The organism is Shewanella sp. 2_MG-2023 (genome assembly GCF_030548905.1).
GTDB lineage: Bacteria > Pseudomonadota > Gammaproteobacteria > Enterobacterales > Shewanellaceae > Shewanella > Shewanella electrodiphila.
This window is the reverse complement of record NZ_JAUOSO010000001.1, coordinates 225,494-250,847: the sequence shown is the minus strand read 5'-3', so window position 1 is coordinate 250,847 and position 25,354 is coordinate 225,494. Positions and strand designations below refer to the sequence as shown.

The 25,354-nt window shown below is 39.6% G+C and carries 21 protein-coding genes; 18 read left to right on the top strand and 3 right to left on the bottom strand.

Translation table 11 applies throughout. From position 1 onward, the window contains the following. Nucleotide 1 precedes the first annotated feature (1 nt). From lspA to Q4600_RS00990, 9 genes are all read left to right on the top strand, one after another. On the top strand, nt 2–499 hold the full coding sequence (lspA, locus tag Q4600_RS01030) for a signal peptidase II (RefSeq protein ID WP_303512533.1): 498 nt from the start codon (nt 2–4) through the stop codon (nt 497–499). Nucleotides 500–510: 11 nt separating this feature from the next. Beyond that, a complete protein-coding gene (gene fkpB, locus Q4600_RS01025; protein WP_283108210.1) occupies nt 511–945 on the top strand; it encodes an FKBP-type peptidyl-prolyl cis-trans isomerase in 435 nt (144 codons plus the stop codon). Nucleotide 946: 1 nt separating this feature from the next. Beyond that, nucleotides 947–1,906 (top strand): 4-hydroxy-3-methylbut-2-enyl diphosphate reductase, encoded by a 960-nt coding sequence (gene ispH / locus Q4600_RS01020; RefSeq protein WP_102529659.1) that lies wholly within the window; start codon nt 947–949, stop codon nt 1,904–1,906. A 287-nt stretch (nt 1,907–2,193) separates the two neighbouring features. Beyond that, nucleotides 2,194–2,742, top strand: a complete 549-nt coding sequence (gene pilV / locus Q4600_RS01015; protein WP_102529658.1) for a type IV pilus modification protein PilV — start codon at nt 2,194–2,196, stop codon at nt 2,740–2,742. A 9-nt stretch (nt 2,743–2,751) separates the two neighbouring features. Beyond that, complete coding sequence (locus Q4600_RS01010; protein WP_102529657.1) at nt 2,752–3,723, top strand: PilW family protein; 972 nt, start codon at nt 2,752–2,754, stop codon at nt 3,721–3,723. Nucleotides 3,724–3,811: 88 nt separating this feature from the next. Further along, nucleotides 3,812–4,249: a PilX N-terminal domain-containing pilus assembly protein gene (locus Q4600_RS01005; protein WP_102529782.1), complete on the top strand. Its 438-nt coding sequence runs from the start codon at nt 3,812–3,814 to the stop codon at nt 4,247–4,249. Between the two features lie 2 nt (nt 4,250–4,251). After that, entirely contained in the window at nt 4,252–7,782 is a 3,531-nt protein-coding gene (locus Q4600_RS01000; protein WP_303512542.1) for a pilus assembly protein, read from the top strand. A 4-nt stretch (nt 7,783–7,786) separates the two neighbouring features. Continuing rightward, nucleotides 7,787–8,182, top strand: a complete 396-nt coding sequence (locus tag Q4600_RS00995; protein ID WP_303512544.1) for a type IV pilin protein — start codon at nt 7,787–7,789, stop codon at nt 8,180–8,182. Further along, on the top strand, nt 8,179–8,481 hold the full coding sequence (locus Q4600_RS00990; RefSeq protein WP_303512546.1) for a TapY2 family type IVa secretion system protein: 303 nt from the start codon (nt 8,179–8,181) through the stop codon (nt 8,479–8,481). The genes Q4600_RS00995 and Q4600_RS00990 overlap by 4 nt, the downstream gene beginning before the upstream one ends. 139 nt (nt 8,482–8,620) lie before the next feature. Here the strand turns inward: Q4600_RS00990 and Q4600_RS00985 are convergent, their stop codons facing one another. Continuing rightward, complete coding sequence (locus Q4600_RS00985; protein WP_102529653.1) at nt 8,621–9,145, bottom strand: GspH/FimT family pseudopilin; 525 nt, start codon at nt 9,143–9,145, stop codon at nt 8,621–8,623. A gap of 87 nt (nt 9,146–9,232) precedes the next feature. Next, nucleotides 9,233–9,751, bottom strand: coding sequence for a GspH/FimT family pseudopilin (locus tag Q4600_RS00980; RefSeq protein ID WP_303512551.1), 519 nt, complete (start codon nt 9,749–9,751; stop codon nt 9,233–9,235). Between the two features lie 226 nt (nt 9,752–9,977). On the opposite strand from Q4600_RS00980, the gene Q4600_RS00975 reads away from it, so the two are divergent. Continuing rightward, nucleotides 9,978–10,316, top strand: coding sequence for a P-II family nitrogen regulator (locus tag Q4600_RS00975; protein WP_144210077.1), 339 nt, complete (start codon nt 9,978–9,980; stop codon nt 10,314–10,316). A gap of 97 nt (nt 10,317–10,413) precedes the next feature. Here Q4600_RS00975 and Q4600_RS00970 read toward each other — a convergent pair whose 3' ends face one another. Beyond that, nucleotides 10,414–11,424, bottom strand: coding sequence for a LacI family DNA-binding transcriptional regulator (locus Q4600_RS00970; protein ID WP_303512558.1), 1,011 nt, complete (start codon nt 11,422–11,424; stop codon nt 10,414–10,416). A gap of 443 nt (nt 11,425–11,867) precedes the next feature. Between Q4600_RS00970 and Q4600_RS00965 the strand changes: the two genes are divergently transcribed. The 8 genes from Q4600_RS00965 to nagX all read left to right on the top strand — a co-directional run bounded on the left by Q4600_RS00965 (nt 11,868) and on the right by nagX (nt 25,354). Then, on the top strand, nt 11,868–14,465 hold the full coding sequence (locus Q4600_RS00965) for a TonB-dependent receptor (protein ID WP_303512561.1): 2,598 nt from the start codon (nt 11,868–11,870) through the stop codon (nt 14,463–14,465). 94 nt (nt 14,466–14,559) lie between these two features. Further along, nucleotides 14,560–16,089 (top strand): tryptophan halogenase family protein, encoded by a 1,530-nt coding sequence (locus tag Q4600_RS00960; RefSeq protein ID WP_303512564.1) that lies wholly within the window; start codon nt 14,560–14,562, stop codon nt 16,087–16,089. 253 nt (nt 16,090–16,342) lie between these two features. Next, nucleotides 16,343–17,047 (top strand): SapC family protein, encoded by a 705-nt coding sequence (locus tag Q4600_RS00955; RefSeq protein ID WP_248954558.1) that lies wholly within the window; start codon nt 16,343–16,345, stop codon nt 17,045–17,047. Nucleotides 17,048–17,706: 659 nt separating this feature from the next. Beyond that, nucleotides 17,707–20,397, top strand: a complete 2,691-nt coding sequence (locus Q4600_RS00950) for a family 20 glycosylhydrolase (protein WP_303512568.1) — start codon at nt 17,707–17,709, stop codon at nt 20,395–20,397. 334 nt (nt 20,398–20,731) lie between these two features. After that, nucleotides 20,732–21,649 (top strand): N-acetylglucosamine kinase, encoded by a 918-nt coding sequence (nagK, locus tag Q4600_RS00945; protein ID WP_248954560.1) that lies wholly within the window; start codon nt 20,732–20,734, stop codon nt 21,647–21,649. Nucleotides 21,650–21,829: 180 nt separating this feature from the next. Then, complete coding sequence (nagB-II, locus tag Q4600_RS00940) at nt 21,830–22,828, top strand: glucosamine-6-phosphate deaminase NagB-II (protein WP_102528681.1); 999 nt, start codon at nt 21,830–21,832, stop codon at nt 22,826–22,828. Nucleotides 22,829–22,938: 110 nt separating this feature from the next. Further along, a complete protein-coding gene (nagA, locus tag Q4600_RS00935; RefSeq protein WP_303512580.1) occupies nt 22,939–24,141 on the top strand; it encodes an N-acetylglucosamine-6-phosphate deacetylase in 1,203 nt (400 codons plus the stop codon). A 100-nt stretch (nt 24,142–24,241) separates the two neighbouring features. Beyond that, a complete protein-coding gene (gene nagX / locus Q4600_RS00930; protein WP_102528687.1) occupies nt 24,242–25,354 on the top strand; it encodes a transmembrane glucosamine N-acetyltransferase NagX in 1,113 nt (370 codons plus the stop codon).

Genomic DNA, 25,354 nt, shown 5'->3' with positions numbered 1-25,354 from the left:
AATGCCTCTTACTTGGAAAGAAAGTGGCATTCGTTGGTATTGGGTAGCTGTATTGGTATATTTTGCCGATCAGCTATCTAAGCAATGGGTGTTAGCAAACTTTGAGCTGCATGAATCCATACAGCTTTTACCGTTCTTTAATTTTACCTATGTTCGAAACTATGGTGCTGCATTTAGTTTTTTAAGCGAAGCGGGTGGTTGGCAGCGTTGGTTCTTTGCCATTATTGCAATTGGCTTTAGTACACTTCTGACTATTTGGTTACGTAAGCAGTCATCTTCGTTATGGCGTACGAATTTAGCCTATACCCTGATCATTGGTGGTGCTATTGGTAATTTGGTAGACCGTTTAATGCATGGTTATGTTGTCGATTTTATTGATTTCTATTGGAACACTAGCCATTACCCAGCGTTCAATATTGCAGATGCAGGTATTTTTATCGGTGCAGTATTGATAATTTGGGAATCATTTAAGCCAGAAGAGCCAGTAAAAGAAAGATAGGGAGAATTACTTTGTCAGAACAACAAGCCTCATCTCGTTCAATTTTGTGTCATATGAATATCATTTTAGAAGATGGTTCGACAGCTGACAGCACTAAGTCATCAGGTAAGCCTGCAAGATTTAATGTTGGTGATGGTAGCTTAAGCCCAGCATTTGAAGCAGAGATAAATACTTTGCAACTAGGTGATAAACATAATTTCACCTTGGAGCCAGTAGACGCATTTGGCGAGTCCAACCCTGATGCTATTCATCATATGGATAGAAGTCGTTTCCCTGCGGATATGGAGCTTGAACCAGGTGTAATCGTCAGTTTTGGCGGCCCAGGTGGAAGCGAAATCCCTGGCATGGTCAGAGAGATTGCTGGTGATTCAATTACTGTAGATTTAAATCATCCACTAGCAGGTCAGAAAGTGACTTTCGAACTTGATGTGGTAGAGGTACTTTAAGATGCTTAAAGTTGATCCGACGTCTCCTGAACTTAATATATTACTTGCTAATCCAAGAGGATTTTGTGCTGGTGTAGACCGTGCAATTAGTATTGTTGAGCGCGCATTAGAGTTATTTGAACCACCAATATATGTTCGTCATGAAGTCGTTCATAACCGTTACGTGGTTGAAAACCTCAAAGATCGCGGTGCAATATTTGTCGATGAACTTGATGAAGTACCTGATAACTGTATTGTTATTTTCAGTGCTCATGGTGTTTCTCAAGCTGTTAGGCAGGAAGCCAAAAGTCGTGGACTAAAAGTGTTTGATGCAACTTGTCCTTTAGTGACCAAAGTTCATCTTCAAGTGACTCGTGCAAGTCGCAAAGGGATTGAATGTATTTTGATTGGCCACGAAGGTCATCCGGAAGTTGAAGGCACCATGGGTCAGTATGACAATGCTGAAGGTGGTGTTTATTTAGTTGAATCGCCTGAAAGTGTTGCTCAGTTGAAAGTGAATGACCCTGATAACTTGTGCTTTGTCACGCAAACCACGCTTTCTGTTGATGACACATTAGATATTATCGAAGCATTAAAGGCTAAGTTCCCGTCAATTGAAGGGCCGCGTAAAGATGATATTTGCTACGCAACACAAAATCGTCAAGATGCTGTGAGAACGATGTCATCTGATGCTGATTTATTCATTGTTGTAGGCTCAAAGAACAGTTCTAACTCAAATCGATTACGAGAATTAGCTGAAAAAACGGGCACTAAAGCCTATTTAGTAGATACCGCCGCTGATGTTGATGAAGCATGGTTTACTGGTGTCGTTAAGGTTGCAGTGACTGCGGGCGCTTCTGCCCCCGAAGTGCTTGTTCAGCAAGTAGTGGATGCTATTGCCAAATTTGAACCTTCAGTTATTACAGAAGTTGAAGGCCGTAAAGAAGACACTGTTTTTGCAGTGCCTGCTGAATTAAGATAATCCTGCAACTTTTTATCTAAATTTCATATCGTTACTAAAGCCGTAAACCCTCTGGGTTTGCGGTTTTTTTATGCCTACAACTATTGGACTATTTCTTAGGCTATACTGTAAAGATCGCTAAAATTAATCATTAACTAATATTTAGTATACAATAAGTGACCTTTTTGTTTACATCTTGCTCGACTATTAATATGCAGTATAGTATTTTGTATCTAAGTTTAGGATTTTAAACAAATATTTTTAATTGTCATGTCAAAGATATGGCAATCGATGGAGGTTTGACACATATGTCAGCTAAAAGGAATGGATTTTCCTTAATTGAAGTCATGGTTTCGTTAGTCATTTTAACTGTAGGGCTGGTGGGTATTTTTAACCTACATATTGTTGCTAAACGTGGTAGTTACGAGTCTTTTCAGCAAACTCAAGCTTCGTATTACGCCAACGATATTATAAATAGAATGAGAATGAACCGTAGCGAGCTTATCAATTATCAAGGTACTTACTCGGGCATTTCATCTGCACCTGCAAAGTCGTGCGATGTCAATGTTGGTGGTAATAGTATTTGCACAAGTGTTGAGACGAGAGTTTGGGATCTCTATCAATGGGAAAGGATGTTTCAAGGGGACAATGAAAAGTCTTCAGGAACCAACGTTGGGGGGCTTGACACTTCTGTCGCTTGTATTGATGTTAGCGGGCGCGATGTAACTGTAGTTGTTACATGGCGTGGAGTAAGAGCATCATCCGATGGTTTGTCAGAAGCTGGTACTTTTGCGAAAAGTTGTGGTTCTTCAAGTGATAGGCGTCGAGCTTTAGTTCTTGAAACGGCAATTATATAGGGAAAAATAATGCCAAAAAAGCTGAAAATACAGGCTGGTTTGTCGCTTGTTGAATTAATGGTAACTATGTTGATCAGTTTATTTCTAACTGTTGGCATTTTTACCATGTTTAACATGTCCTCAAGTAATGTTACTTCTACGAGCCAATTTAATCAATTACAAGAAAATGGGCGGATAGCATTATCCATTATTGAACGAGACATGAGTCAATTAGGTTTTACTGCAGATATAACAGGCACTGATTTAAACTTTGGTGTGAATACAAGAGTTTCAGCAACAGCTGTAGCAAATGATTGTATTGGGGCTGGAGCTAATAACGCTAGTTTCCCAAATAATCAACCAGCTCATTTTAGAAGACTTTGGGGATATGAAGTTGGTGTTAGTGCTGAGAGCTTAGCTTGCATTACACCTAAATCCAATACTGATGTAGTTCAACTTAAGCGATTAGTTGGTCCATCTGTATTAGCCGCAAGCATGAATGCTACTCGTTATTATGCTGCTGCGACTTCAAATGAAATAGAATTCTTCAACGGTAATGTAGCCCCACCATCTTTACTAAATAGTCGAATCTGGGAATATCAACATCATGTGTATTACATAGAAACAGATGGTGATATACCAATATTAAAACGCCGAACACTTTCGATTGCAAATGGTATGAATAACGATGAGCAATTGGTAGAAGGCATTGATAATATGAGAGTTATGTATGGGTTTGATAGTAATGGTGATGATACTGCTGATAGTTATATGCCTGCACAAAATGTTACCACATTAATGTGGGATAACGCTTTCTTTCAAAGGCTTGTATCGTTAAGAGTATATTTGTTAGTTCGTACGGCTAATGAAGACAAGAAATATACTAATGACGTGACATATCAATTAGGTGATAAAACAGTTGGACCTTTAAATGATAATTATCGTCGGAAAGTGGTTTCAACAACTGTAGTTTTAGAAAACCCAGTTCTAATACGCAATTAATTTTTCGTATTAATAACAAAAATTAACTTGATATGAAGGGCTATTGAGGCTGAGTGTCAATTTATTAGGTGAAAAAATGCAAAACTCAATAAAAAAGCAGCAGGGAGTAGTACTATTTTTTTCATTAATAGTGCTTGTAATCATGACTGTGATTGGTGTTGCTCTAGCTGTCAATTCAACCCAGTCGCTAAGGATGTCTGGCGCTGGTTCTGAGCGAATTGAAGCTATGGTTTCTGCACAAGGGGGTCAAGAGAAAATGATTGCAGATAATAGTGGAGCGACAATGGCTAATATGGTTGCCGAGACAGTTATGAATGATGCAGCTTTGGGGGTTGTCAATACAGTTACTCCTATGACCGTAGGGGTCGGTGATGATGATTGTCAACGTTCACCTAAAGCAAATTCTGCCAATATGATTAAATGTAAAAGGCTTGAAGTGTCTAGCTCAGCAAATTTTGGCCGCAGTAATTTAGGCCGAGTAACCATTGTTTTAGGTTTTGAACAAGAAGTGTTGTCAGGGAGTTAACCATGATGAAATTTATATTAAGTACATTATTTTTCGCTGTAATTTGCATTTGTGCAAATAGCTTTGCTGATGACACAGAGTTATATGTCTTTGAATCTACTGCGCGTTCAGGTTCAAGACCTCAAGTATTAATTATTTTTGATACTTCAGGCAGTATGGGGACCAACTTTACAACAGATGAACCTTATGAGCGAGGTGATGAAAATGTCAGCGATAACGGGTCTTTATTAACTTCGACTAAGCTATTCTTTACCCGAAGCAGTACAGATATTCCCACTGCGTCAAGTGAACAATATTTTTTACATGGGGTAAATGGCTGTGATGTTGGTGAACAATATTTAGAAGATTACGGCATGTTTACTGGATATATTCGTGAACATAAATACATTGGGGAAAATGGAACTTGGTCAGAGTTGCCGCTAACTGATGGCTCAGGGATTCAACAGGTAGATTGTTATGAAGATATCGCAGAAGGGGTTTATTATAACAACAATACTAACTTTTTAGGCTTCCCTGTTGATGGTCTTGGGACTAGTGCAGATCCAATTAGATATACAGCAGCAGACAACAGTTCAAGTGAGACGGAACTAGAGGCGGCTATTGAAAAAGCCAAGTTAACAAATTTTGGTATTGGGCAACCGATTACACTATATACCGAGAAATATATAAATTGGTATCACAGTACTAAAACTCAAAAAAGCTATTCTAGAATGGATATTGCTCAACGCGTTATTGAGGATACGATCGTTACAACGCCAGGAGTTGATTTTGGATTATCAGTGTTTAATAGAAATGACTCTGATGGCACAAGAAGTGGTGGTCGTATTGTTTATGGTATTTCTCAGACAACAGAAGAGAACAAGGGGACATTGCTTTCGACGATTGGTGATTTAAATGCCAATGGGTACACGCCACTTTGTGAAAACCTATATGAGGCATATAGATATTTTGCAGGTAAGAGTGTTTACTATGGTAATGATGACCCTAATAGAACCCCACTTCGGGATACGAGCGAAACAGTCGAAAAAAATGGTAGTTATGTTTCGCCATTTGTTGGAAAACAATGCCAAGACAAAGCTTATGTGATTTATGTAACAGATGGTGAACCAACTCGTGATAACAATGCCGATGATAAAGTTTTAGCACTTAGTGGAGTTACCACTGCTGATAAATATAGTGGTAATTATCTACCTGCGTTAGCTGGTTGGATTAGCGATAATGATGTAAATACCAATTTAGACGGTACGCAAACAATCAATACTTATACTATTGGTTTTAGTTCTGGTGCAGCAAGTGCAGCTCCGATTCTTAAAGAAACAGCATTAAGAGGAAACGGTGCTTATTATTCAGCAGCTGATGCGCAAAAACTTCAAGAAGCTTTACAGGCAATTTTCTCTAATATTCTAGAGACAAATTCTAGTTTTACCTCTCCTTCTATTTCAAGTAACAACTTTGATAGAACGCAAACACTTGACTCTGTTTATTACGCAATGTTTTTACCGAATAAGGGGCCTCGCTGGTTCGGTAATCTAAAAAAATTCAAAGTGACAGGTTCTGGAGATGTAGTTGATCAAGATGGAAACAATGCCATTGGAGAAGATGGGAACCTAAAAGCTTCAGCGTGTTCTTATTGGACTGCTAAATCCGTTTGTGAAGCCACTAGTGGTGGTGGTGATGGTAATGATGTTGCAATAGGTGGTGCGGCTTTAATGCTGCAAAATACATCTAGTAGAACTTTATACGGAAATTTTGGTTCGGGTGGCGGACTTGAAGCATTCTCTAAATCAAACGCGAGTAATAGCCCAGGTATATCAGGTGATAATGAACTTGCATTATTTATGGGAGTTGACGAGTCTGAGCTAACTAAATTATTTGACTGGGCTGCGGGTATTGATGTTGATGATGAAAATACTAATAGCTCTAGTTCTGACATTCGTCCAGATATTATGGGTGATCCATTACACTCTAAACCATTAGCTATTAACTATGGCACAGATGGTTCTCCAGATGTAAGGGTATTGGTTGGTACCAATCAAGGCTTTTTACATATGTTCAAAGATAAAGGTGATGAAGTAGAAGAAACTTGGGCATTTATGCCTCAAGAGTTACTTCCAAACCTAAGAGAGCTCAGAGCAAACGTGCCTACAGGAGTTCATTCTGTTTATGGTATGGATAGTTCTCCTGTTGCTCATGTAAAAAGGACCGCAAGTGGAGCTGTTGAAAAAGCATGGCTATATGTTGGAATGCGTCGAGGAGGAAAATCTTATTATGCCCTTGATATCACGAATCCTGATTCACCGACATTTATGTGGAAAGTAGATCCTGATTCTCAAGGTATGTCTGAAATGGGCCAATCTTGGTCAGAGCCCGTTATTACTTATATCCCAGGTTTCCCTTCAGGGAATACTTCAGCTGATACAGCATCACCTGTTGTTATCATTGGTGGAGGGTACAATCCTTCAACTAAGGATGGCGATGGGGTTGGATCTGATGATACTAATGGTCGTAGTGTTTATGTTTTAAATGCAGAAACAGGAGCATTAGTACATCACTTTGGTAGTGAGGCTGGTACAAATAAAACCAAGCTCGATGGAATCGTTGATAGTATCCCAAATAGCATAGCCGTCCTAGATAGTAATAACGACAGATTAGCCGATAGACTATATGCGACAGATACAGGTGCTAATATTTGGAGAATGGATTTACCAGGTGGCTCACCAGATGATTCTACTACCCCATGGACTGCCCATAAATTTGCCAGTTTAGGTGGGTCTTCACAAAGTAATGATAGACGTTTCTTCGCTGAGCCAGCAGTAGCACAAACAGTGTTTACTAATATTTCAGATGTTACAGTTAGTACTCCTGATGGTTCTAGTACAATTCGTTCTTATCAAAATGTTCCATATGATGCAGTTACAGTTGGAACAGGGCATCGACCTCACCCACTAGATACCTCTCGTGCAGATAAGTTTTTTGTTGTACAAGACAGAAACGTTGTCACTAAATCATTTACTGGCGCTACAGGTAGTGAGATACCTGATGTATTAGATTTGTCTAACTTGTACGATGTAACTAGTGCCGCTCCTTCTACTGAGGATGATAATGTTGCATTTGGTAAAAAACGAGGTTGGTATTACAGTTTTGGTGGAGCTGGTGAAAAAAGCCTTTCTGCATCAACAATTGTCCAAGGGAGAGTATTTTTTACTTCTTACTTACCAGGTGAAGCGACATCGTCTAATCAATGTTTAGTCTCTGGTAAAGGCCGTTTGTACGGCTTTGATCTTCATAAAGGGACTCGCTCTTACACAAAAGAGTATTTAGAGATGGGTGATAGAGTTCCTGATACTCCTCAGCTTGTTGTTCCACCGAATGGCGATGGCGAAAGTTATATGTACCTTATTGGTATCGGCGCTGCGGGAGATGAAATGGAAAAGGCTGATGATCCTAGTGATGATGGCTGTGCACAAGGTGATGATAAATGTATCGGTGGCGGTTTAGGTGTGAATAAAATTTATTACCATATAGATGAGTAGATTGATGAGAAATGAAAATGGTTTTACATTAATAGAACTTATGATTGCTGTGATTATTATTGGCATCTTATCTTCTATTGCTTACCCAAGTTATACCCAGTTTGTGGCTAAAGGAGCTAGGGCCGATGGTTTAGCGGGTTTAATGGATGTTGCCAACAGGCAAGAACAATTCTATTTAGATAACCGTAAATATACGACTGACATGACGAAGCTAGGATTAAATGCAGACCCTTGGGTTGTCGACAATACGTATTATTCGATTGATGCAGTCGTTGTAAACAATACTGATTTCACTTTAACGGCATCTGCAAAAGGTACCCAAGTGACACGTGATCCTAATTGTGTCTCAATAACATTGAATGCTACGGGCATTAAGTTGCCAGAGGAGTGTTGGAAATGATTCGGTTAATTATTGGTATTTTCTTTACTTTATATTGCTTTTCTCTTGTTGCTGAGGAACAAGAACAGACAAGCACTTATAAATGTTTTATAGAAACAAGCTATGGAAATGACATAGCTATGTTTACTTGGTTTGCAAGTCAGAAAGTTGAAGCACAAGCTTCAATATTGACTCTAGAAGTGAGTACTGTTTCAGGCAAGCGTGCAGTAGTTAGAGGCGTTGAACAGTGTGTAATGACTAGTGAAATGTTTAAATCCAAACAAGCTCGTAAAATGGATGAAGAAATAAGTAGTTATTAAAGTTAGTTAGTCTAATTATTGATAAAAAACCTTCCTACATTATAAGGTGGGAAGGTTTTTATTATAAATACGTAGAGTAAAATCTGTATTGGTTTATAAAAAATACATCTGAATTAGAAATAACCCTTTGAATTGTTACTTATTGGCAGGTAACAGCAGTTTCTATATTTGAAATGCGCCCTGAAACACCAATGGTAATTCCCCTAGAATCCGCATGTGTTTTCTTTCCAGGGCAATATATAATATTACCCGTTTGACTAAGGTTCATTAAACCATCCGCATTAAATGTGTATCGGCTTAATGATGAAGAAATAAAGTCATCACTATTAAACCCTTCAACACTTCTAAGCACAGTATCTTGAATTCCATTGGTACTATCTAATGAACCTAATGTACCGTTATCGATGAATATACTGAATCCTTGGGTCCAATCTGAATCGCAACTCGTACCATTAAAAGGGCATACTGACACTCTGCTGCCGTAGCTAACAGCCTGACTGCGAGCAAATTGCATGCTCGAATTGATCTTACTGATATTACTATTAGCACGTTGGCCTTCATAAAGAGAAACTAACGATGGAACACCTACAGTTAACAGAATAGCTGCAACAGCCACAGTTACCATTAATTCAACAAGTGTAAATCCTTTCAAATCATGCTTCATTTTTTATTATCCTTGGTAATGTTATATCAGTATAACCAAGAGAATAAATAAAATCAGCGAATTGTTAACAGATGTGGACGGTTGTAATTACTTGCAGCTGATATTATTTTTAGTCGAATAACGTACTCTACCTGCTTGATTGACAATTATAGCTTTTGAGTACGGGCTATCGATAGTCTCTGGGCAGTATGTCAAGGTTCCGTTTGTGCCTGATGCTAAGCCATCGGGCTGATATCTAACGGCAAGTCTATTATATTGAATGATGTCTTCTTCATGAAACTGACTTACTTCAAGCATGATGACATCATTGGTATTTACTTGGTTAGTTTTACCTGAATCAATAAACACTGAAAACCCGCTATTCCAATCATCTCCGCATTTATTATTAAGTATGGGGCATACCGTCACCCTTGTTCCGTATGTTATGGCAATATTTCTAGCAAATTGCATAGCTTGTTGTATGGTTTGAAGGTTACTTTCAACTCTAAGTTGCTGCTGTAGGGATTTAAAGGAGGGGAGTGCAATAACTGATAGTAAACTGAATATAGTTAATGTGATCATTAGCTCAACTAAGTTAAATCCAAAGCTCTGGCGATTGTTTATCATATTTTCATCCTTGATATATGGAGGTACCGCATCCTGCAGTATCGGGATTAACTATAGTTCGAAATTTGATGTTTAACTGAAAATTATAATCATAAAATAAATCTAATATCCGGCTGTAACTTAGTGTTCTTTCAAGTAGTATTAATAAAATTATAAATTTTGATAAAAACTCTAAAAGTTACATTGTCTTAAATGATTAGCTTTGAGAATAATTAGGAGTGAGTTGATGAAAAAAGTAGAAGCCATTATTAAGCCCTTTAAATTAGATGATGTGCGTGAGTCACTTGCGGAAATAGGCATTACTGGTATGACAGTATCGGAAGTTAAAGGTTTTGGTCGCCAGAAGGGTCATACAGAGCTATACCGTGGTGCGGAATATATGGTCGACTTTCTTCCTAAAGTTAAAATTGAATTAGTGATCCAAGATGAGCAATTAGATCAGGCGATTGAAGTGATTGTCGATACCGCACGAACAGGTAAGATTGGTGATGGTAAGATTTTTGTCACTGATGTTGAGCGTGTTATTCGTATCCGTACTGGTGAAGAGAACGAAGAAGCGGTTTAATTTGCTTTTAGAATTTATTTAACGATAAAAAAAGCCTCTAACAGATAATCTGTAGAGGCTTTTTTAATCTGGATATTACAGCATGATTTAACCAAGCTTAACGCATCGATGATGAATCTCGAATCACAGGCTCTGGTGTAAATACCATCGACTTCTTATCCACTGTTTCTTTACTATTTGCGATCAGAAGTTCGGTGGCAACTTTTGCAATTTTCACGTTAGGTTGATGTACTGTCGTCAATTTAGGCCAGGTTTGACGTGAAAATGGACTGTCCTCAAAACCTACAATTGACAGGTCCTTTGGGATATCTAGCCCGGCTAATCTTGCTGCAAATAATGCTCCTGCCGCGATTTCATCGTTACAAGCAACAAGCGCAGTTGGCCGTTTAGGTAAATTAATAAGCCTGTTTGCACCTTCAACCCCTGATTCAAATGAATATTGCCCATCTAAAACCCAGTCGTTAACTACTGATAACTGATTTAGTCTTAATGCATCTTTAAAACCAGTTAAACGTTCTTTAGTTGATTCATGGTGCTGATCACCACTTAAAAAGCCAATATCAGAATGCCCCATGTCGATAAGGTGTTGAGTAATTTCTAATGCACCATGTTTATCATTGACGAGTACAGTAAGCCCGTTTTCTGCATCAGTGCTTTCGCCTGCAATAATTCTTACATAATTAGCATCTATTTCATCAAGTGCTGCAAGTATCTTCGGGTCTTCAGACATCGGAGGAGTTAGCACTAGTCCAGATAAACGTGAATGTTTAACCATTTTAGTGAGCTCATCACAAATATCTGGAGACTTGGCATCACAAGGGTGGATCAACAACTCGTAGCCTTTATCCTGGCAGGCTGACAGTATGCCATTTTGCATATCAATAACGTAATAAGCATTGGGGTTATCATAAATGAAACCAATAACATATGACTTGGTACTGGCTAAGTTTCTGGCTGCTAAATTAGGTTGATAATTAAGTTCGCTAATTGCTGCGTTAACTTTATCTACAGTAGTTTGTCTCACTGAGGACTCTTTATTGGTCACCCGTGAAACTGTTTTTATTGACACACCAGCATGTTTGGCGACGTCATTGATGGTTACTTTCATTATTATTTTGCTCTTTGATTCAGGCTATTAACTTAGCAGATATTTATCTGTGTTTGATGACATTTATCCCCCAATAATTGTTATCAAAGCATCTAGCAGATGAAATAAAGTAAGTTCAATTACCTCTAATAGTGCTTATTTTTATTGAAATTGGCAATCTTCAATTGTCTTGCTGGTTGGATGAGTCCTTGAATTAAAATAAATGTAGCAAAAATGATACAAGATATTAATTCTTGTAAAGCATTGCTTTTATTGGGTTTGATTGTTATTGCTGTTTGGTTTTCGATTGTTTTCTGACTAAAAAAAACACGCCAAAGTTATTTTCTTGTGGCAAGCCTGTTAATTATTGTGTAATGTTTGCTCTAGACATGACAGCGTTGTCATTCCGGGTGGAATGGTTATGTATCCAAAAACGATAATAAAGTTATGGAAGGGAAATGAAGATGCGACCTATTAATTTTAAGAAAAATGTTTTAGCAACTAACATTGCTATTTTACTTGGCAGTATGGTTTCAGTAGGAGCATTAGCTGCTGATGCTGAAACCGCAGAAGAAAACATTGAGAAAATTGAAGTAAAAGGCATGCGTGCCTCGATGAAGGCTTCAGTTAACGAAAAACGTTTTTCAAACTCTGTAGTTGATGCTGTAACAGCTGAAGATATCGGTAAATTTCCTGATGGTGACGTGGGTGAGTCATTAGGACGTATACCAGGTGTAGCTGTAAGTCGTCAGTTTGGTCAGGGACAAGGTGTTTCGATACGTGGTGCTTCAAGCAGCCTAACTCGTACATTATTAAACGGCCATTCAGTTGCTTCAACTGGTTGGTTTGACCAACAGTCAATCGACAGAAGCTTTAACTACAGTTTATTACCGTCTGAAATGGTTGGTGGAATTGAAGTTTATAAATCGTCTCAGGCTGATTTACCTGAAGGTGGTATTGGTGGTACGGTTATCGTTAAAACACGTAAACCATTAGATTTAGATGCAAATACCGTGTTCCTTAGCGCTAAAGGTGACTACGGTACAATTTCTGAAGAAACTGATCCTGAATTATCAGGCTTATATAGCTGGAAAAACGAGAATGAAAACTTCGGTTTTCTAATCTCAGCAGCGGGTTCAGAAACAACATATCAACGTAACGGAATAGAATCATTAGTCGGTTGGGGTGATATTGTTCCTACTACATTTGAGCAAGACCGTGAACGAACTGCGATTAACGGTGCGCTTCAATATAGTCCGACAGATAACTTAAACTTTGGTCTAGATTTCATGAGTCTGGATATGCAAGCAAATAACGCTAATACCTCGTTATTTGTTATGTTCCCAGATGATAAAGATGAAGCATGTGAACAACGTAATTCGTTAGGAACTTGTACTTTTTATCGCCGTGATGGCAATGGCGCAAACCCAGGTTGGGCACAAACTTGGGCTCGTCAAGCAAGTATGGATTCAAATACTTACGACTTCAATTTCGATTACGAAAATGAAAGTTTTAAAGTTGAAGGCCGTGTGGGTAATACCAAGTCTGAAGGTGGTACCGAATTAACTTCTAACTATGGTTTTTGGTTAGGTACAGCTGCTGATTACGCTGGTACTTACGATGCAACTGGTGAAGTGATTAAAATTGATGTCGCTAATAAAAACTTCACAGCAGATGATTTTGGTGGTCAATTGTCACCTGCAGGTTGGGCGCTTAAGAAGCAACCAAACTCAGATGAAGAAACTTATGCTCAAGTAGATTTTACCATTCCTACTGATTTAGGCGCTATCACTGCAATTAAAACCGGTGTTCGTTACGCAGACCATGATGTCACTCAGGAAACACTACCAGCAATCGTTAATGCTGATATAGCGGCAAAAGATGCTTCAGCTTATTACAATGGTCAAATTTCATCGGGCGCAGGCTATACTTTACCTAAGCCAGATATGGATGCCATGTTACGAGATGCCAAAGCAGCTATTGGTGGTTTTTCTAAAGAAGGACCAGTTTATAAGTCAGGTTACGGCACGATTAATGAAGAAAACCTTTCTTTATATTTAATGGCTAATTTTGAGTCTGACGGTATCCGCGGTAACTTCGGTTTACGTTATATCTCAACGGACGCAACATCAGATTACTTTGCTCTTCAAGATGATGGTTCATATGCTGATAATTTAAGTACTGCTGATGCAAGCTACAGTGACGTATTACCAAGTGTAAACATTGCTTTTGATGTGGCTCCTGATGTCATCATCCGCTCTTCAGCATCGCAAGTTATCTCACGACCTAATTACGCAGATATGTTTTCTTCGTCAGCGCTTGTAGGTTATGCAGATGGTACTGCAGGAAATGAAGTTGTTAATACTGGTAACATTGCACTTGAGCCATTTAAAGCGACTCAAGCTGATTTAGGTGTTGAATGGTACTTTAGCCCAGATGGTTTAATGGGTGTATCTTACTTTATTAAAGATGTTAGCTCGTTTGTTACTTCTTCACAGACATTAGATGAAAGCATTGGCATTACGGATCCTGATTCAGGTGAAGATAGCTGGACTGTATCGAGTAAGAAAAACGGAACAGGTGGTCAAATCCAAGGTATCGAGTTACAAATCCAAGATGGTTTTGATAACGGCTTTGGTTACTCAGCTAACTATACTTTCGCAGATTCAGATGCAGCAGCTGAAAACTACCCTGATGAAGTTAGCGTATTCTCTGACTCTTCAAAGCATACAGTTAACTTAGTCGGTTACTACGAGATGGAAGACTTTTCAGCTCGTGTTGCTTATAACTGGCGTAGCGAATACATGATGCGTGAATTACCAGGTTTCTACGGTAACCGCGAACATCAAGATTTTGGAACACTTGATTTAAGTGCAAACTACAACATCACTGAATACTTAGGTATATCATTTGAAGTGGTTAACTTACTTGAAGAAGACAGTGTTCAATTAGGTGTTGCACCTGATGATGCTGAAGTTAAACCTGAGCTTAAAGGCGGATACCCAGCTTGGAGTTTCGAAGGCGAAGCTCGTTACAAAGTGGGCTTAAACCTACGTTTCTAAATATTGTTTAGTTTCGTATATTTGATAAAAAGCCTAGCAAATTGCTAGGCTTTTTATTTTAATAACAAAAATAATAATAAAATATGAGGTCGATATGGAAGTACAGCACATTGTCATAATTGGTGGTGGAACAGCTGGATGGCTAGCGGCAAACCATATCGGAAAAGCAGCACAATTACTTCCAAATGTGAAAGTGACATTAATTGAGTCTCCCGATATTCCAACTATCGGTGTCGGTGAAGGAACAGTACCTGCTATTAAGCAGTCACTACAAAGCTTTGGTATTCGAGAAACTGACTTTATTCGTGATTGTGATGTCAGTTTTAAGCAATCTATTAAGTTTTGTAATTGGTTAGACAAGCATAAACATGGCGTGGGTAACAGCTACCACCACCTATTTGATGTTCCCAGTCCTCTTGGTACTGATTTAACCGATTACTGGCTTAATCAAGCATCAGAGCAAGCCTTTACTCAAGCTGTATCACCGCAACACTATATTTGCGAGTCACTCAAAGCACCTAAATTAATTACTACGCCAGAATACAGTGGCAAAGTGAGTTATGCCTATCATCTTAATGCTGCCAAGTTCGCCAAATTACTCGCTGGCAATGCGACTACAAAATTTGGTGTAAAACATTTGCATGCAAACGTTCTCGATGCAGATATCGATCAGCAGGGTAACTTAACGCAATTGAAAACTGATAAATTCGGCGATTTGAAATTTGATTTCTATATTGATTGCAGCGGTTTCGAATCGATTCTGTTAGCTAAGAAACTTAAGGTTCCTTTTGTTGATAAATCGAAACAATTATTTGTTAATAAGGCGATAGTGGCACAAGTGCCAATAACAACAGAGGATGCTATTCCGCCTTACACCATCGCCACAGCACATCAGGCGGGTTGGATTTGGGATATTGCATTACCAGAGCGACGTGGAACAGGGTTTGTTTATTCAGATAATCATATGTCATCAGCGGAAGCTGAAAAGAAGTTCGATCGTTATTTAGGTGGCAAGTTAGCCAATCTAGAGTCCCGTGAAATCCCAATGAAAGTAGGTTATCGAGAGCAGTTTTGGTTTAAAAACTGTGTAGCGCTTGGTCTTGCTCAAGGCTTTTTAGAGCCCATTGAAGCGACATCTATTTTATTAACAGACTTTGCAGCAGGTTATTTAGCTAAGCGCTTGCCGCAAACCATGGGGCAAATGCTGAGTTTATCAGCGCGATTTAACGACACCATGACTTATGCATGGGAACGAGTTGTTGAATTTGCCAAACTGCATTATTGCATTTCGGACAGAACTGATTCTGATTTCTGGATTGATAACCGGCATCCGGATTCTATCCCTGAAGCGTTGAAGCAAAAAATGATGTTATGGCAAGACTATAGCCCTATAACTGATGATTTGTTTTCTCGCTTTGAAGTGTTCAATATCGATAATTATTTGTATGTACTTTATGGAATGAAATACCAAACTCAATCATCTCAACTCGATCGCCTCTATTGCAACACTGCTAAACAGCAAGTGGCTCGAATTCAGCAGATTGGCCAATCTTTAGCTGCTGAATTACCTGAGCATCGGGCGCTATTAAATAAAATTAATCAGTTTGGCTTGAAAACAATCTAAACAACCCCAATAAATCTATATAGCTGGTGGTACTTTATTTCTCTATACGGTAACGTTAGCAGCAGATTAAATGATAATGAGCTTTATTGTGTATTGACTTACTGAAAGTTGATAAGGCGTCATTTAAAAATTTTGGGATTTATATTTTAATCTACAAGCGAAAATTAAAGCTAAAATTTTAAACAAAAAGGGACCTGAATCCCGAATTTTTTATGTAAATCATTATTGATTAGAAGCGCCTGAAGGAGCCAAGATGTCTAACCAAATTACGTTACTTGAACACGCAAAACACGGTGATTTAAAAATCACGCCATCAAGCTACAAACATGTTGAAGATCAGCATATTGTTCCAGTAACTTTGCACGAAATTGGTCGTGCAGCCACTGAATACCCAATTGTATTCGTTAAAAATAGTGACAATGGCGAGTTTCAAGCTGTTGCAATGCTAGGTCTTAAACCTGGTCAAAACTTAAGTGTTAAAGACGGTAAGTGGCAAGGTCTTTATATTCCTGCTGTTGTTCGTGACTACCCACTTGGCCTTGTACTTAATCCAGATATCAAAGATAAAGTTTGGATCGGTATCCGTGAAGAAGCTGCTGAAGTAAGTAAAACTGAAGGCCAAGCATTATTCGAAGGCGAGAAAGAAACTGAATACTTAGAAAGCCGTAAAAAAGCGTTAATTGCGCATTTTGAGCAAGACCAAGCTAGCCGTAATATCTTAGGTTTCTTAGCTGAAAAAGAATTACTCACCACACAAACATTGACAGTAGATGTTGCTGGTGAAAAGCGTAATATCAATGGTTTATACCTAATTGATGAAGCTAAGCTGAATGAGCTTTCTGATGAAGATTATTTAGAACTTAGAAAGCGCGGTTTACTAGGTCCTATCTATGGCCACCTATCATCGCTAAATCAAGTTAATCGTTTAGCTCGCACTGAGATTATGTCTAAGGCTTAATCTTTGCGCATCAAAGAAGGCATTGTGAACTACTTATTAATAGTAGTTAGCAATGCCTTTTTTATTGGCTGACTTTTCATCTGCAATATTAAACAACCTTAGCACTCGTAAAGTTTCATACATTTCAGTTTATTTTAATAAATTAACCCCCCTTAAGTCTCTGTTTTAATTTGTATAAAATACTTATTGTTAAATAACTGTAGCTATTTATTAAAAAAGTGTAGAAATCTAAAATTTATTTCTGTAGATTACCAATGACAGCGTTGTCATCGCTTGTGTGATTCGTTGTTTTAAGGTCCACATGGGTAAGGAAGAGGTCTTTTGTCCATGTTTTAATTGTATTTCGGTCGGGCGAGGTACAATTATTTTTATACTTTTAGTCTCTCCCCAGAAACGAGTATAAGCTGGGTTCATCCTATGGTTCCCAGCTATTTTTTTATCTTTTTTAAAACAAACAGTCTTTATATCAGCCTGTTATTTGATAAAACTAGATATTGATTAAAAGAGACCTAATTCAATTGCGCTTAAAATTATTACGCTTAAAGCCACTAGGCTTAATGCTATTAGATTTACGCTTAAAGCTTTAGTATTAAAGCCATTATGCTTAAGGCTCACCGAGCTGTTGGCTTTAGACATAACCAGGGATAACTGAGGAATTTATGAATAAGACTATCATTGCATCAGCTTTATTATTGTCATTAGGGGTGGTTGGTTGTCAGCATTCATCTTCAGATAAATCCTCACAAGTTAAGCCTGATGTGCAAACAGCATCAATAGCAAGTGCTGTTAATCATAGTTGGACTCAAGCAGCACTTAATGAGTTTGCACAAAAGCTTGATGTTACTTATCGCATGGTGAGTAATGTGCCAGATGAAGCTTGTTCAGAAGCGCAAAAAGATCAACGCTGCTTTATCGCTGAAATCGACTTTACTAGCACTGACAATATTAACGATACCAATTGGTCAATATTTTATAGCCAAATGCGTCCCGTTCAGGATGTGTTAACCCCAGAGTTTGCAATTACTCGAGTGCAGGGGGATCTACATCAAATATCCCCTACAGATCAGTTTACTGGCTTCAAAGCTGGGGAGACTAAAACCCTTGGTTTTAGAGGCGAGTTATGGCAATTATCTGAAACGGATCCAATGCCAAACTATTACATTGTGGTTGAGGGGTTAACGCCAGCAATCATAAAGAGTACACAAGTTTCAATTGATGCTGAAACAGGCATGGAGCAAAGACCTTACGTTGAAGCTTTTACAGATGCCAAGAGGCAGTATCGCCGCACTGGTAAAGATCAATTAGTGTGGGCAAAAGCTGAAGTGTTATTTGAAACAAACCAGCAGGTTTCTCTGAACAATCAAGTGATTGACAACCGTATTATACCAACACCAGCATCTGTAAATGTAACCTCGACAGATAAACCTGTGGATTTAGCCCAAGGCATTAACGTTTTATATAATCAGGTTAAGCCAAGCTCTGTTGCTGCGGCATTAAATCGACTATCGCGCTTAGGTGTTAAGGCGAGTGAATCAGGTATTAAGTTATCCTTAAATACGGTCAATAATATCAATGTACCTGAGAGCTATCAGTTAGCTGTCGCAAAAGATGAGATTGTGATTAGCGCATCAGATGAAGCTGGATTCTCATACGGCATCGCATCAATCGCTGCGTTAATCACACCTGATGACTTAAGTCTTAACACCTTAGAAATTAAAGATAGTCCTCGTTATGATTTTCGTGGCATGCACGTAGATGTCGCACGAAACTTCCATAGCAAACAAATGATCTTAGATTTAATCGATCAAATGGCAGCCTATAAACTCAATAAGCTGCATTTGCATATGGCTGATGATGAAGGCTGGAGATTAGAGATTGACGGACTACCAGAACTAACAGATATAGGCAGTAAGCGCTGCCACGATTTAACTGAAACAACATGTTTGATCCCACAGTTAGGCAGTGGCCCATTTGCAGATAGTAAAGTTAACGGTTTTTATTCTAAAGCTGACTATATCGAAATACTCCAATATGCTACGGCTCGTCAGGTAGAAGTGATCCCATCAATGGATATGCCGGGGCATTCTCGCGCTGCGATAAAATCAATGGAAGCACGCTATCGTAAATTGATGGCGGCAGGGAACGAATCTGCGGCAAACGAATATTTACTCTCAGACGCTAACGATAAAACGGTGTATTCATCAGTACAATATTACAGCGACAACACTTTAAATGTTTGCATGGAGTCAACGTTCCACTTTGTTGATAAAGTGATCAGCGAGATCGCTAAATTGCACCAACAAGCCAATCATCCTTTACATCGTTATCATATTGGCGCAGATGAAACCGCTGGTGCTTGGAAGCAATCTCCCCAGTGCCTTACGTTTGTTGCCAATAACGATAAAGGTGTGACGTCAGTTGATGACTTAGGAGCCTACTTTATCGAACGCTTATCTAATTCATTAGCAGCCAAAGGAATCGAACCAGCGGGCTGGAGTGATGGCATGAGCCATACTAATCCAGCGAACATGCCAGCTAAAAGCCAGAGTAATATCTGGGATGTTATTTCCCATGATGGCTACAGACTGGCGCACAAACAGGCAAATCTCGGTTGGGATGCCGTTCTTTCAACCCCAGAAGTACTGTATTTTGATTTCCCTTATGAAGCGGATCCTAAAGAACACGGTTATTACTGGGCAGGCCGAGCTCAAAATAGTCAAAAGATTTTCAACTTTATGCCAGACAACTTGCCCGCAAATGCTGAACAGTGGCAAGACATTGAAGGTAACCCATTTACTGCAGACGACACCGTTAAGAAAGATGAGACAGGTAAAGTGATATCGGGTCCACTACAGCAAGGAAAAGGCTTTAGCGGTATTCAAGGTCAACTGTGGAGTGAAACTGTTCGAAGTGATGATGTTGCAGAATACATGATCTATCCAAGAGTCTTAATGCTTGCTGAGAAAGCTTGGCATCAAGCTGATTGGGAAGTGCCTTATCAATATTCAGGTGCTGTATATGATGCTAATTCAGGCTTCTTTACTGCAGAACTACGGGCAAAACAACAACAGCAATGGAATGAACTAGCAAATACGCTCGGGCAAAAAGAATTCGCTAAACTCGACAAAGCCAACATTGCTTATCGACTACCGACAGTGGGTGCTAAAGTGATTGATGGAAAGCTGCACACCAATATTGCTTTTCCAGGCTTACAGATTGAATATCGAGACCAAAGAGGCGCCTGGACTCTGTTCAAGCAACCCGTTGAAGTGACTGGTGAGGTTGAGGTTCGCACAATATCACCAGATGGCAACAGAAAAGGTAGAAGTTTGAGTTTATCTAATCGCTAGATAAATACCAACCTACACTTGCATACCGATTACATAAGGCGTTAAACAGATTGTTAACGCCTTTTTTATGTCTTTAATATGAGTAAATTACTCATTTTTATATTTTTATTATAATGATATTGTTATTTGTAAACAGTCGCTTAGATTGTTATATGGCATCATTGTAGTTTCATTATCAAAAAATAAATGACAACGCTGTCATTTGTGGTGTAACATTAAGTTAACTTATTCAGGAAGCCAGCCGTATCGTGGGTATTTTCGAATACTGTTGTTTATTTAGCGTTTGAATCACGCTGCTTAACACGGCTTAAATAGAAGAGATAAGAGGGATGTCATGGGCGTTAACTTGCAAACTGAATCACAGCTTTTTATTGGCATCGATGGTGGTGGTAGTAAATGCCGCGCAACAATATTTTGTCCTCAAAGAGGTGTGATAGGAACTGGTGTCGCCGGTAGAGCTAATCCATTACATGGCTTAGAGCAAACCTTCGAATCTATTCTCGCTTCTACTCAACTGGCCATTTCTGATGCCAAACTTAACCCTGATGCTGTTAGCACGCTAGTTGCTGGTCTTGGCTTAGCAGGCGTTAACGTGCCGCGTTTATATGACCTTGTTAACCAATGGCAGCATCCTTTTGCCAAAATGTATCTGACAACAGATTTACATACTGCTTGTATCGGTGCCCATGAAGGCAACGATGGTGCGGTAATTATCACTGGCACGGGCTCTTGCGGTTATGCACATGTTGGTAACCAAAACTTATTAATTGGCGGGCATGGTTTTGCTTTAGGAGACAAGGGGAGCGGAGCGTGGTTAGGCCAACAAGCTGCCGAGCACGTGCTATTAAACCTTGATGGCTTTGCTGAAGACACTCAATTAACTCAGCCTCTTTTAGCCCACTTTAATGTAACTGATGCAATGGGACTGGTTGAGAATCTTGCAGGCCAGTCTTCAAGTACCTATGCCCAATTAGCTCGCATTGTATTACAACAAGCTGAGCAAGGCGATGCCGTTGCCATTTCAATTGTTAAACAAGGCGCAAAATACATTAGCAACATGGCTCGCAAGCTTTTTGCATTGCAACCAACACGCTTTTCAATGATAGGTGGCCTAGCTGAACCTTTAGCTGTCTGGCTTGATAAAGATGTTGTCGCCAGGGTTGAGCTTGCTATTTCACCGCCAGAAATCGGCGCAATACTTTTTGCGCGTCAAGAATTTGCAGCTCAACAACATAACCGCGAAGTGTCTTAATACCAAGTGCAGACCGCTAACCAATCGCGGTGAATCACTAAAATTTTGCGAAAAACTTATGCGCCAGACTTAAGCAAAAACTTATACGACAAACTTATGCGACAAACTTAATCATCATATTTAAACATCTGTAGGCTGCACCATTGCATCTTACTCACAATCATTAATAGGGTTAAACCGATGACAGATACAATTATGGAGCTAGAAGCTCGCTCTGCACCACAAAAAATTGCTGATCAACTTGCTGCTAATGCTGGCTTAACGAAAGAACTTGGTGAAAAACTACGTGCTTTCAAACCTAAATTTGTGATGATAGTGGGTCGTGGTTCATCAGATCATGCAGGTGTATTTGCTAAGTATTTGTTTGAAATTGAAGTGGGTATTCCTACTTTTGCCGCGGCGCCGTCAGTTGCCAGTGTATATGGTAAGTCATTACAGCTTGAAGGCGGACTCGTCATTGTTATCTCTCAGTCAGGCCGTAGCCCTGACATTTTAGCCCAAGCAAGAATGGCTAAAAATGCAGGCGCATTTTGCGTGGCTCTTGTGAATGATGAAACAGCACCGATTAAAGATATTGTCGATGTGGTACTGCCACTGCGTGCAGGTGAAGAAAAAGCAGTAGCAGCAACTAAAAGCTATTTAGCGACGTTATCTGCCATTGTTCAATTAACAGCTGAATGGACTCAAAGCGAGTCATTAGCTGCTGCAGTTGATTCAATGCCATCTGCACTTCAAACGGCTGTTGATTCAGCGCCTCAGTTAACACCAGAATCATTAGAGGGTGTGAATAATTTAGTGGTACTCGGCCGTGGATTAGGTTATGCCGTGACAAAAGAAATTGCACTTAAAATGAAAGAGGTCTGCTCTATTCATGCCGAATCTTTCAGTAGTGCTGAGTTTTTACATGGACCAGTGACACTGGTTGAGAAGAAGCTTGCGATTGTCGATGCTTGCATCAACGATGAATCTTACGAAAGCCATATTGAGCAGATTGAAAATGTGTCTCAGCGCGGCGCAGACTTAGTGCATTTAAATCAAACCTCAAAAGATATTCATCCACGTGTTGCTCCATTAGCATTATTGCAACGCTTTTACATTGATGTTGCTGCTGTAGCAGTTGCACGAGGTATTGACCCAGATCAGCCTGAAGGGCTTAAAAAAGTCACTCAAACCCTGTAAATTAAATTTTCACTGTCCTGTCCTGAGCTGAACCAAACTTAAGTTTAAGAATGTTAGGTTTAGCAACGTTAGGTTTAACAAAGTTAATAAGTGCCCTAAAGAGACACACTATGAAGCAAACTCTGATTGTAGATAAATATTTTGATGGCGAACTGTTTCAGCCAAGAGCTGCGATAACCGTTGAAAACGGTGTCATTTCAGCAATTAATCACATTGCAGATACCGGTCTAGATTTACAGTTAGTGGATGAATACGCTTTAGAGAATGTGACTCATTTACAGGGTAAATTGGTACCAGGATTTGTTGATGTGCAAGTAAATGGCGGCGGCGGGGCACTGTTTAATGCTCAGCCTACGCTAGATTGCATTAAAACGATCGGTGCGGCCCATTCCAAGTTCGGCACCACAGGCTTTTTACCAACACTTATTACAGATAAAGTTGAAGTCATGGCAAAAGCGGCAGATGCAGTTGCTGAAGCGATTGCATCAAAAACTGTCGGCGTATTGGGGATTCACTTTGAAGGGCCGCATTTAAGTGTGCCGAAAAAGGGGGTTCATCCGCAATCGTTCATTCGAACCATTTCCGATGAAGAGTTAGCGATTTTTGCTCGCAAAGATTTAGGCATTAAAGTGGTGACTTTAGCGCCTGAAAATGTGTCTGCTGAGGTGATAAAAATCTTAGTCTCACATGATGTTAAAGTGTGTTTAGGTCATTCAAATGCCGATTACGATACGGTTGTAGCGGCACTAGAAGCTGGAGCTGACGGCTTTACTCATTTATTTAATGCAATGTCTGGTTTCGGTTCAAGAGAACCTGGCATGGTGGGCGCGGCGTTAGAAAGCGAACATGCGTGGTGTGGTTTAATTGTCGATGGTCACCATGTCCACAGCGCGACAGCGAAAGTAGCAATTAACGCTAAACCGCAAGGCAAAGTCATGCTGGTCACAGACGCTATGCCGCCGGTCGGCATGGATGATAATGCCAGTTTTGAACTATTTGGCACTGAGGTCATTAGACAAGGCGATAGGCTTAATGCAAAGTCAGGTGAACTGGCTGGTTGTGTGTTAGATATGGTGGGAGCAGTTAATAACAGTGTCAGTATGCTAGGTTTATCTCATGAAGAAGCACTTAGAATGGCATCACTTTATCCTGCTCAATACCTTAATAAAACAGAACTAGGCAAAATTGCTGTTGGTCAGCAAGCCGACTTTGTTCTGCTTAATTCGCAACAGACAGTGAGTCAAACTTACATCAAGGGTGAGCTGATTTATAGCGACGTTGCTTACACAGAATCTAACGCTCAAGGTGTTTAAGATGCCTAGCCCACTCACATCGCAACCTTTAAGTAATGTTCAAGAAGGCCAAGACGTAAGCGCAAACACAAAAGCCAGTAAGCCGTCTAAACCGCGTCTTATGTCACTTGATGCTCTTCGTGGTTTTGACATGTTTTGGATTTTAGGTGGTGAAGGCTTATTTGCTGCATTACTCGTGTTAACGGGCTGGAGTGGATGGCAATGGTTTGATGGCCAAATGCACCACAGCCAATGGCATGGTTTTACTTTTTATGATGTTATATTCCCTTTATTTATCTTCTTATCTGGTGTCGCTTTAGGCTTATCTCCTAAAAGGTTAGACAAGTTACCACTTTCACAACGTACCCCCATATATCGCCATGCGTTTAAACGCCTTGGTTTATTGATTTTATTAGGCGTTCTTTATAACCATGGTTGGGGCACTGGCGCGCCTGTAGATCCTGAGCAGGTCCGATACGCAAGCGTGTTAGCACGTATTGGTTTCGCTTGGTTTATTGGTGCAATGCTTGTGTGGCACACAAGTTTACGAACTCAAATCATTAGCGCATTCGCCATTTTAATTGGTTATGGCTTATTGCAATTATTCATGCCGTTTCCTAACGGTCAAGCTGGCCAGTTTACTCAATCGGGGAGTATCAACGCATATATTGATACCTTATTCCTTCCAGGTATTTCCTATCAAAATCGAGCATTAGATCCTGAAGGTATTCTTTCGACACTCCCTGCTGTGGTTAATGGTTTAATTGGCGTCTTTGTCGGACAGTATCTCGTAAAACAGCAGCAAGCATTGAACAAATTGTCTGGCGAATGGGTAAAAGTCATAACCCTATTGCTCGTTGGTGCATTATTAATTGGTTTAGGTTGGTTAGTTGATATGATCATTCCAGTTAATAAAGACTTATGGACTAGCAGCTTTGTTTTGGTGACGTCTGGCTGGAGCATGGTATTTTTAGCGATTTTCTACGGCATCGTGGATGTCCTAAAGTGGCAAAAATGGTCGTTGGTATTTGTAGTGATTGGCACGAATGCCATTATCATCTATCTCGCATCTAGTTTAATGAACTGGCAGTATTTTGCTCAAAGTCTATTTGGTGGTGTAGTCAATGCCGCACCAGCTAGTTGGCAACAATTACTCTCAGTGTTGAGTTTACTCGCTGTGCAATGGTTAGCCTTGTTATGGCTATATCAACGTAAGATATTTATTAGAATTTAA

Bases quoted from the DNA above. Each gene is read 5' to 3' on its own strand.
- Q4600_RS00960 (WP_303512564.1), top strand. From the start codon at position 14,560: ATGGAAGTACAGCACATTGTCATAATTGGTGGTGGAACAGCTGGATGG.
- Q4600_RS00970 (WP_303512558.1), bottom strand. From the start codon at position 11,424: ATGAAAGTAACCATCAATGACGTCGCCAAACATGCTGGTGTGTCAATA.
- Q4600_RS00975 (WP_144210077.1), top strand. From the start codon at position 9,978: ATGAAAAAAGTAGAAGCCATTATTAAGCCCTTTAAATTAGATGATGTG.
- lspA (WP_303512533.1), top strand. From the start codon at position 2: ATGCCTCTTACTTGGAAAGAAAGTGGCATTCGTTGGTATTGGGTAGCT.
- Q4600_RS00990 (WP_303512546.1), top strand. From the start codon at position 8,179: ATGATTCGGTTAATTATTGGTATTTTCTTTACTTTATATTGCTTTTCT.
- Q4600_RS00965 (WP_303512561.1), top strand. From the start codon at position 11,868: ATGCGACCTATTAATTTTAAGAAAAATGTTTTAGCAACTAACATTGCT.
- Q4600_RS01010 (WP_102529657.1), top strand. From the start codon at position 2,752: ATGCCAAAAAAGCTGAAAATACAGGCTGGTTTGTCGCTTGTTGAATTA.
- pilV (WP_102529658.1), top strand. From the start codon at position 2,194: ATGTCAGCTAAAAGGAATGGATTTTCCTTAATTGAAGTCATGGTTTCG.
- nagB-II (WP_102528681.1), top strand. From the start codon at position 21,830: ATGACAGATACAATTATGGAGCTAGAAGCTCGCTCTGCACCACAAAAA.
- Q4600_RS00980 (WP_303512551.1), bottom strand. From the start codon at position 9,751: ATGATAAACAATCGCCAGAGCTTTGGATTTAACTTAGTTGAGCTAATG.
- nagA (WP_303512580.1), top strand. From the start codon at position 22,939: ATGAAGCAAACTCTGATTGTAGATAAATATTTTGATGGCGAACTGTTT.
- Q4600_RS00950 (WP_303512568.1), top strand. From the start codon at position 17,707: ATGAATAAGACTATCATTGCATCAGCTTTATTATTGTCATTAGGGGTG.
- ispH (WP_102529659.1), top strand. From the start codon at position 947: ATGCTTAAAGTTGATCCGACGTCTCCTGAACTTAATATATTACTTGCT.
- Q4600_RS00985 (WP_102529653.1), bottom strand. From the start codon at position 9,145: ATGAAGCATGATTTGAAAGGATTTACACTTGTTGAATTAATGGTAACT.
- nagK (WP_248954560.1), top strand. From the start codon at position 20,732: ATGGGCGTTAACTTGCAAACTGAATCACAGCTTTTTATTGGCATCGAT.
- nagX (WP_102528687.1), top strand. From the start codon at position 24,242: ATGTCACTTGATGCTCTTCGTGGTTTTGACATGTTTTGGATTTTAGGT.
- Q4600_RS00955 (WP_248954558.1), top strand. From the start codon at position 16,343: ATGTCTAACCAAATTACGTTACTTGAACACGCAAAACACGGTGATTTA.
- Q4600_RS00995 (WP_303512544.1), top strand. From the start codon at position 7,787: ATGAGAAATGAAAATGGTTTTACATTAATAGAACTTATGATTGCTGTG.
- Q4600_RS01000 (WP_303512542.1), top strand. From the start codon at position 4,252: ATGATGAAATTTATATTAAGTACATTATTTTTCGCTGTAATTTGCATT.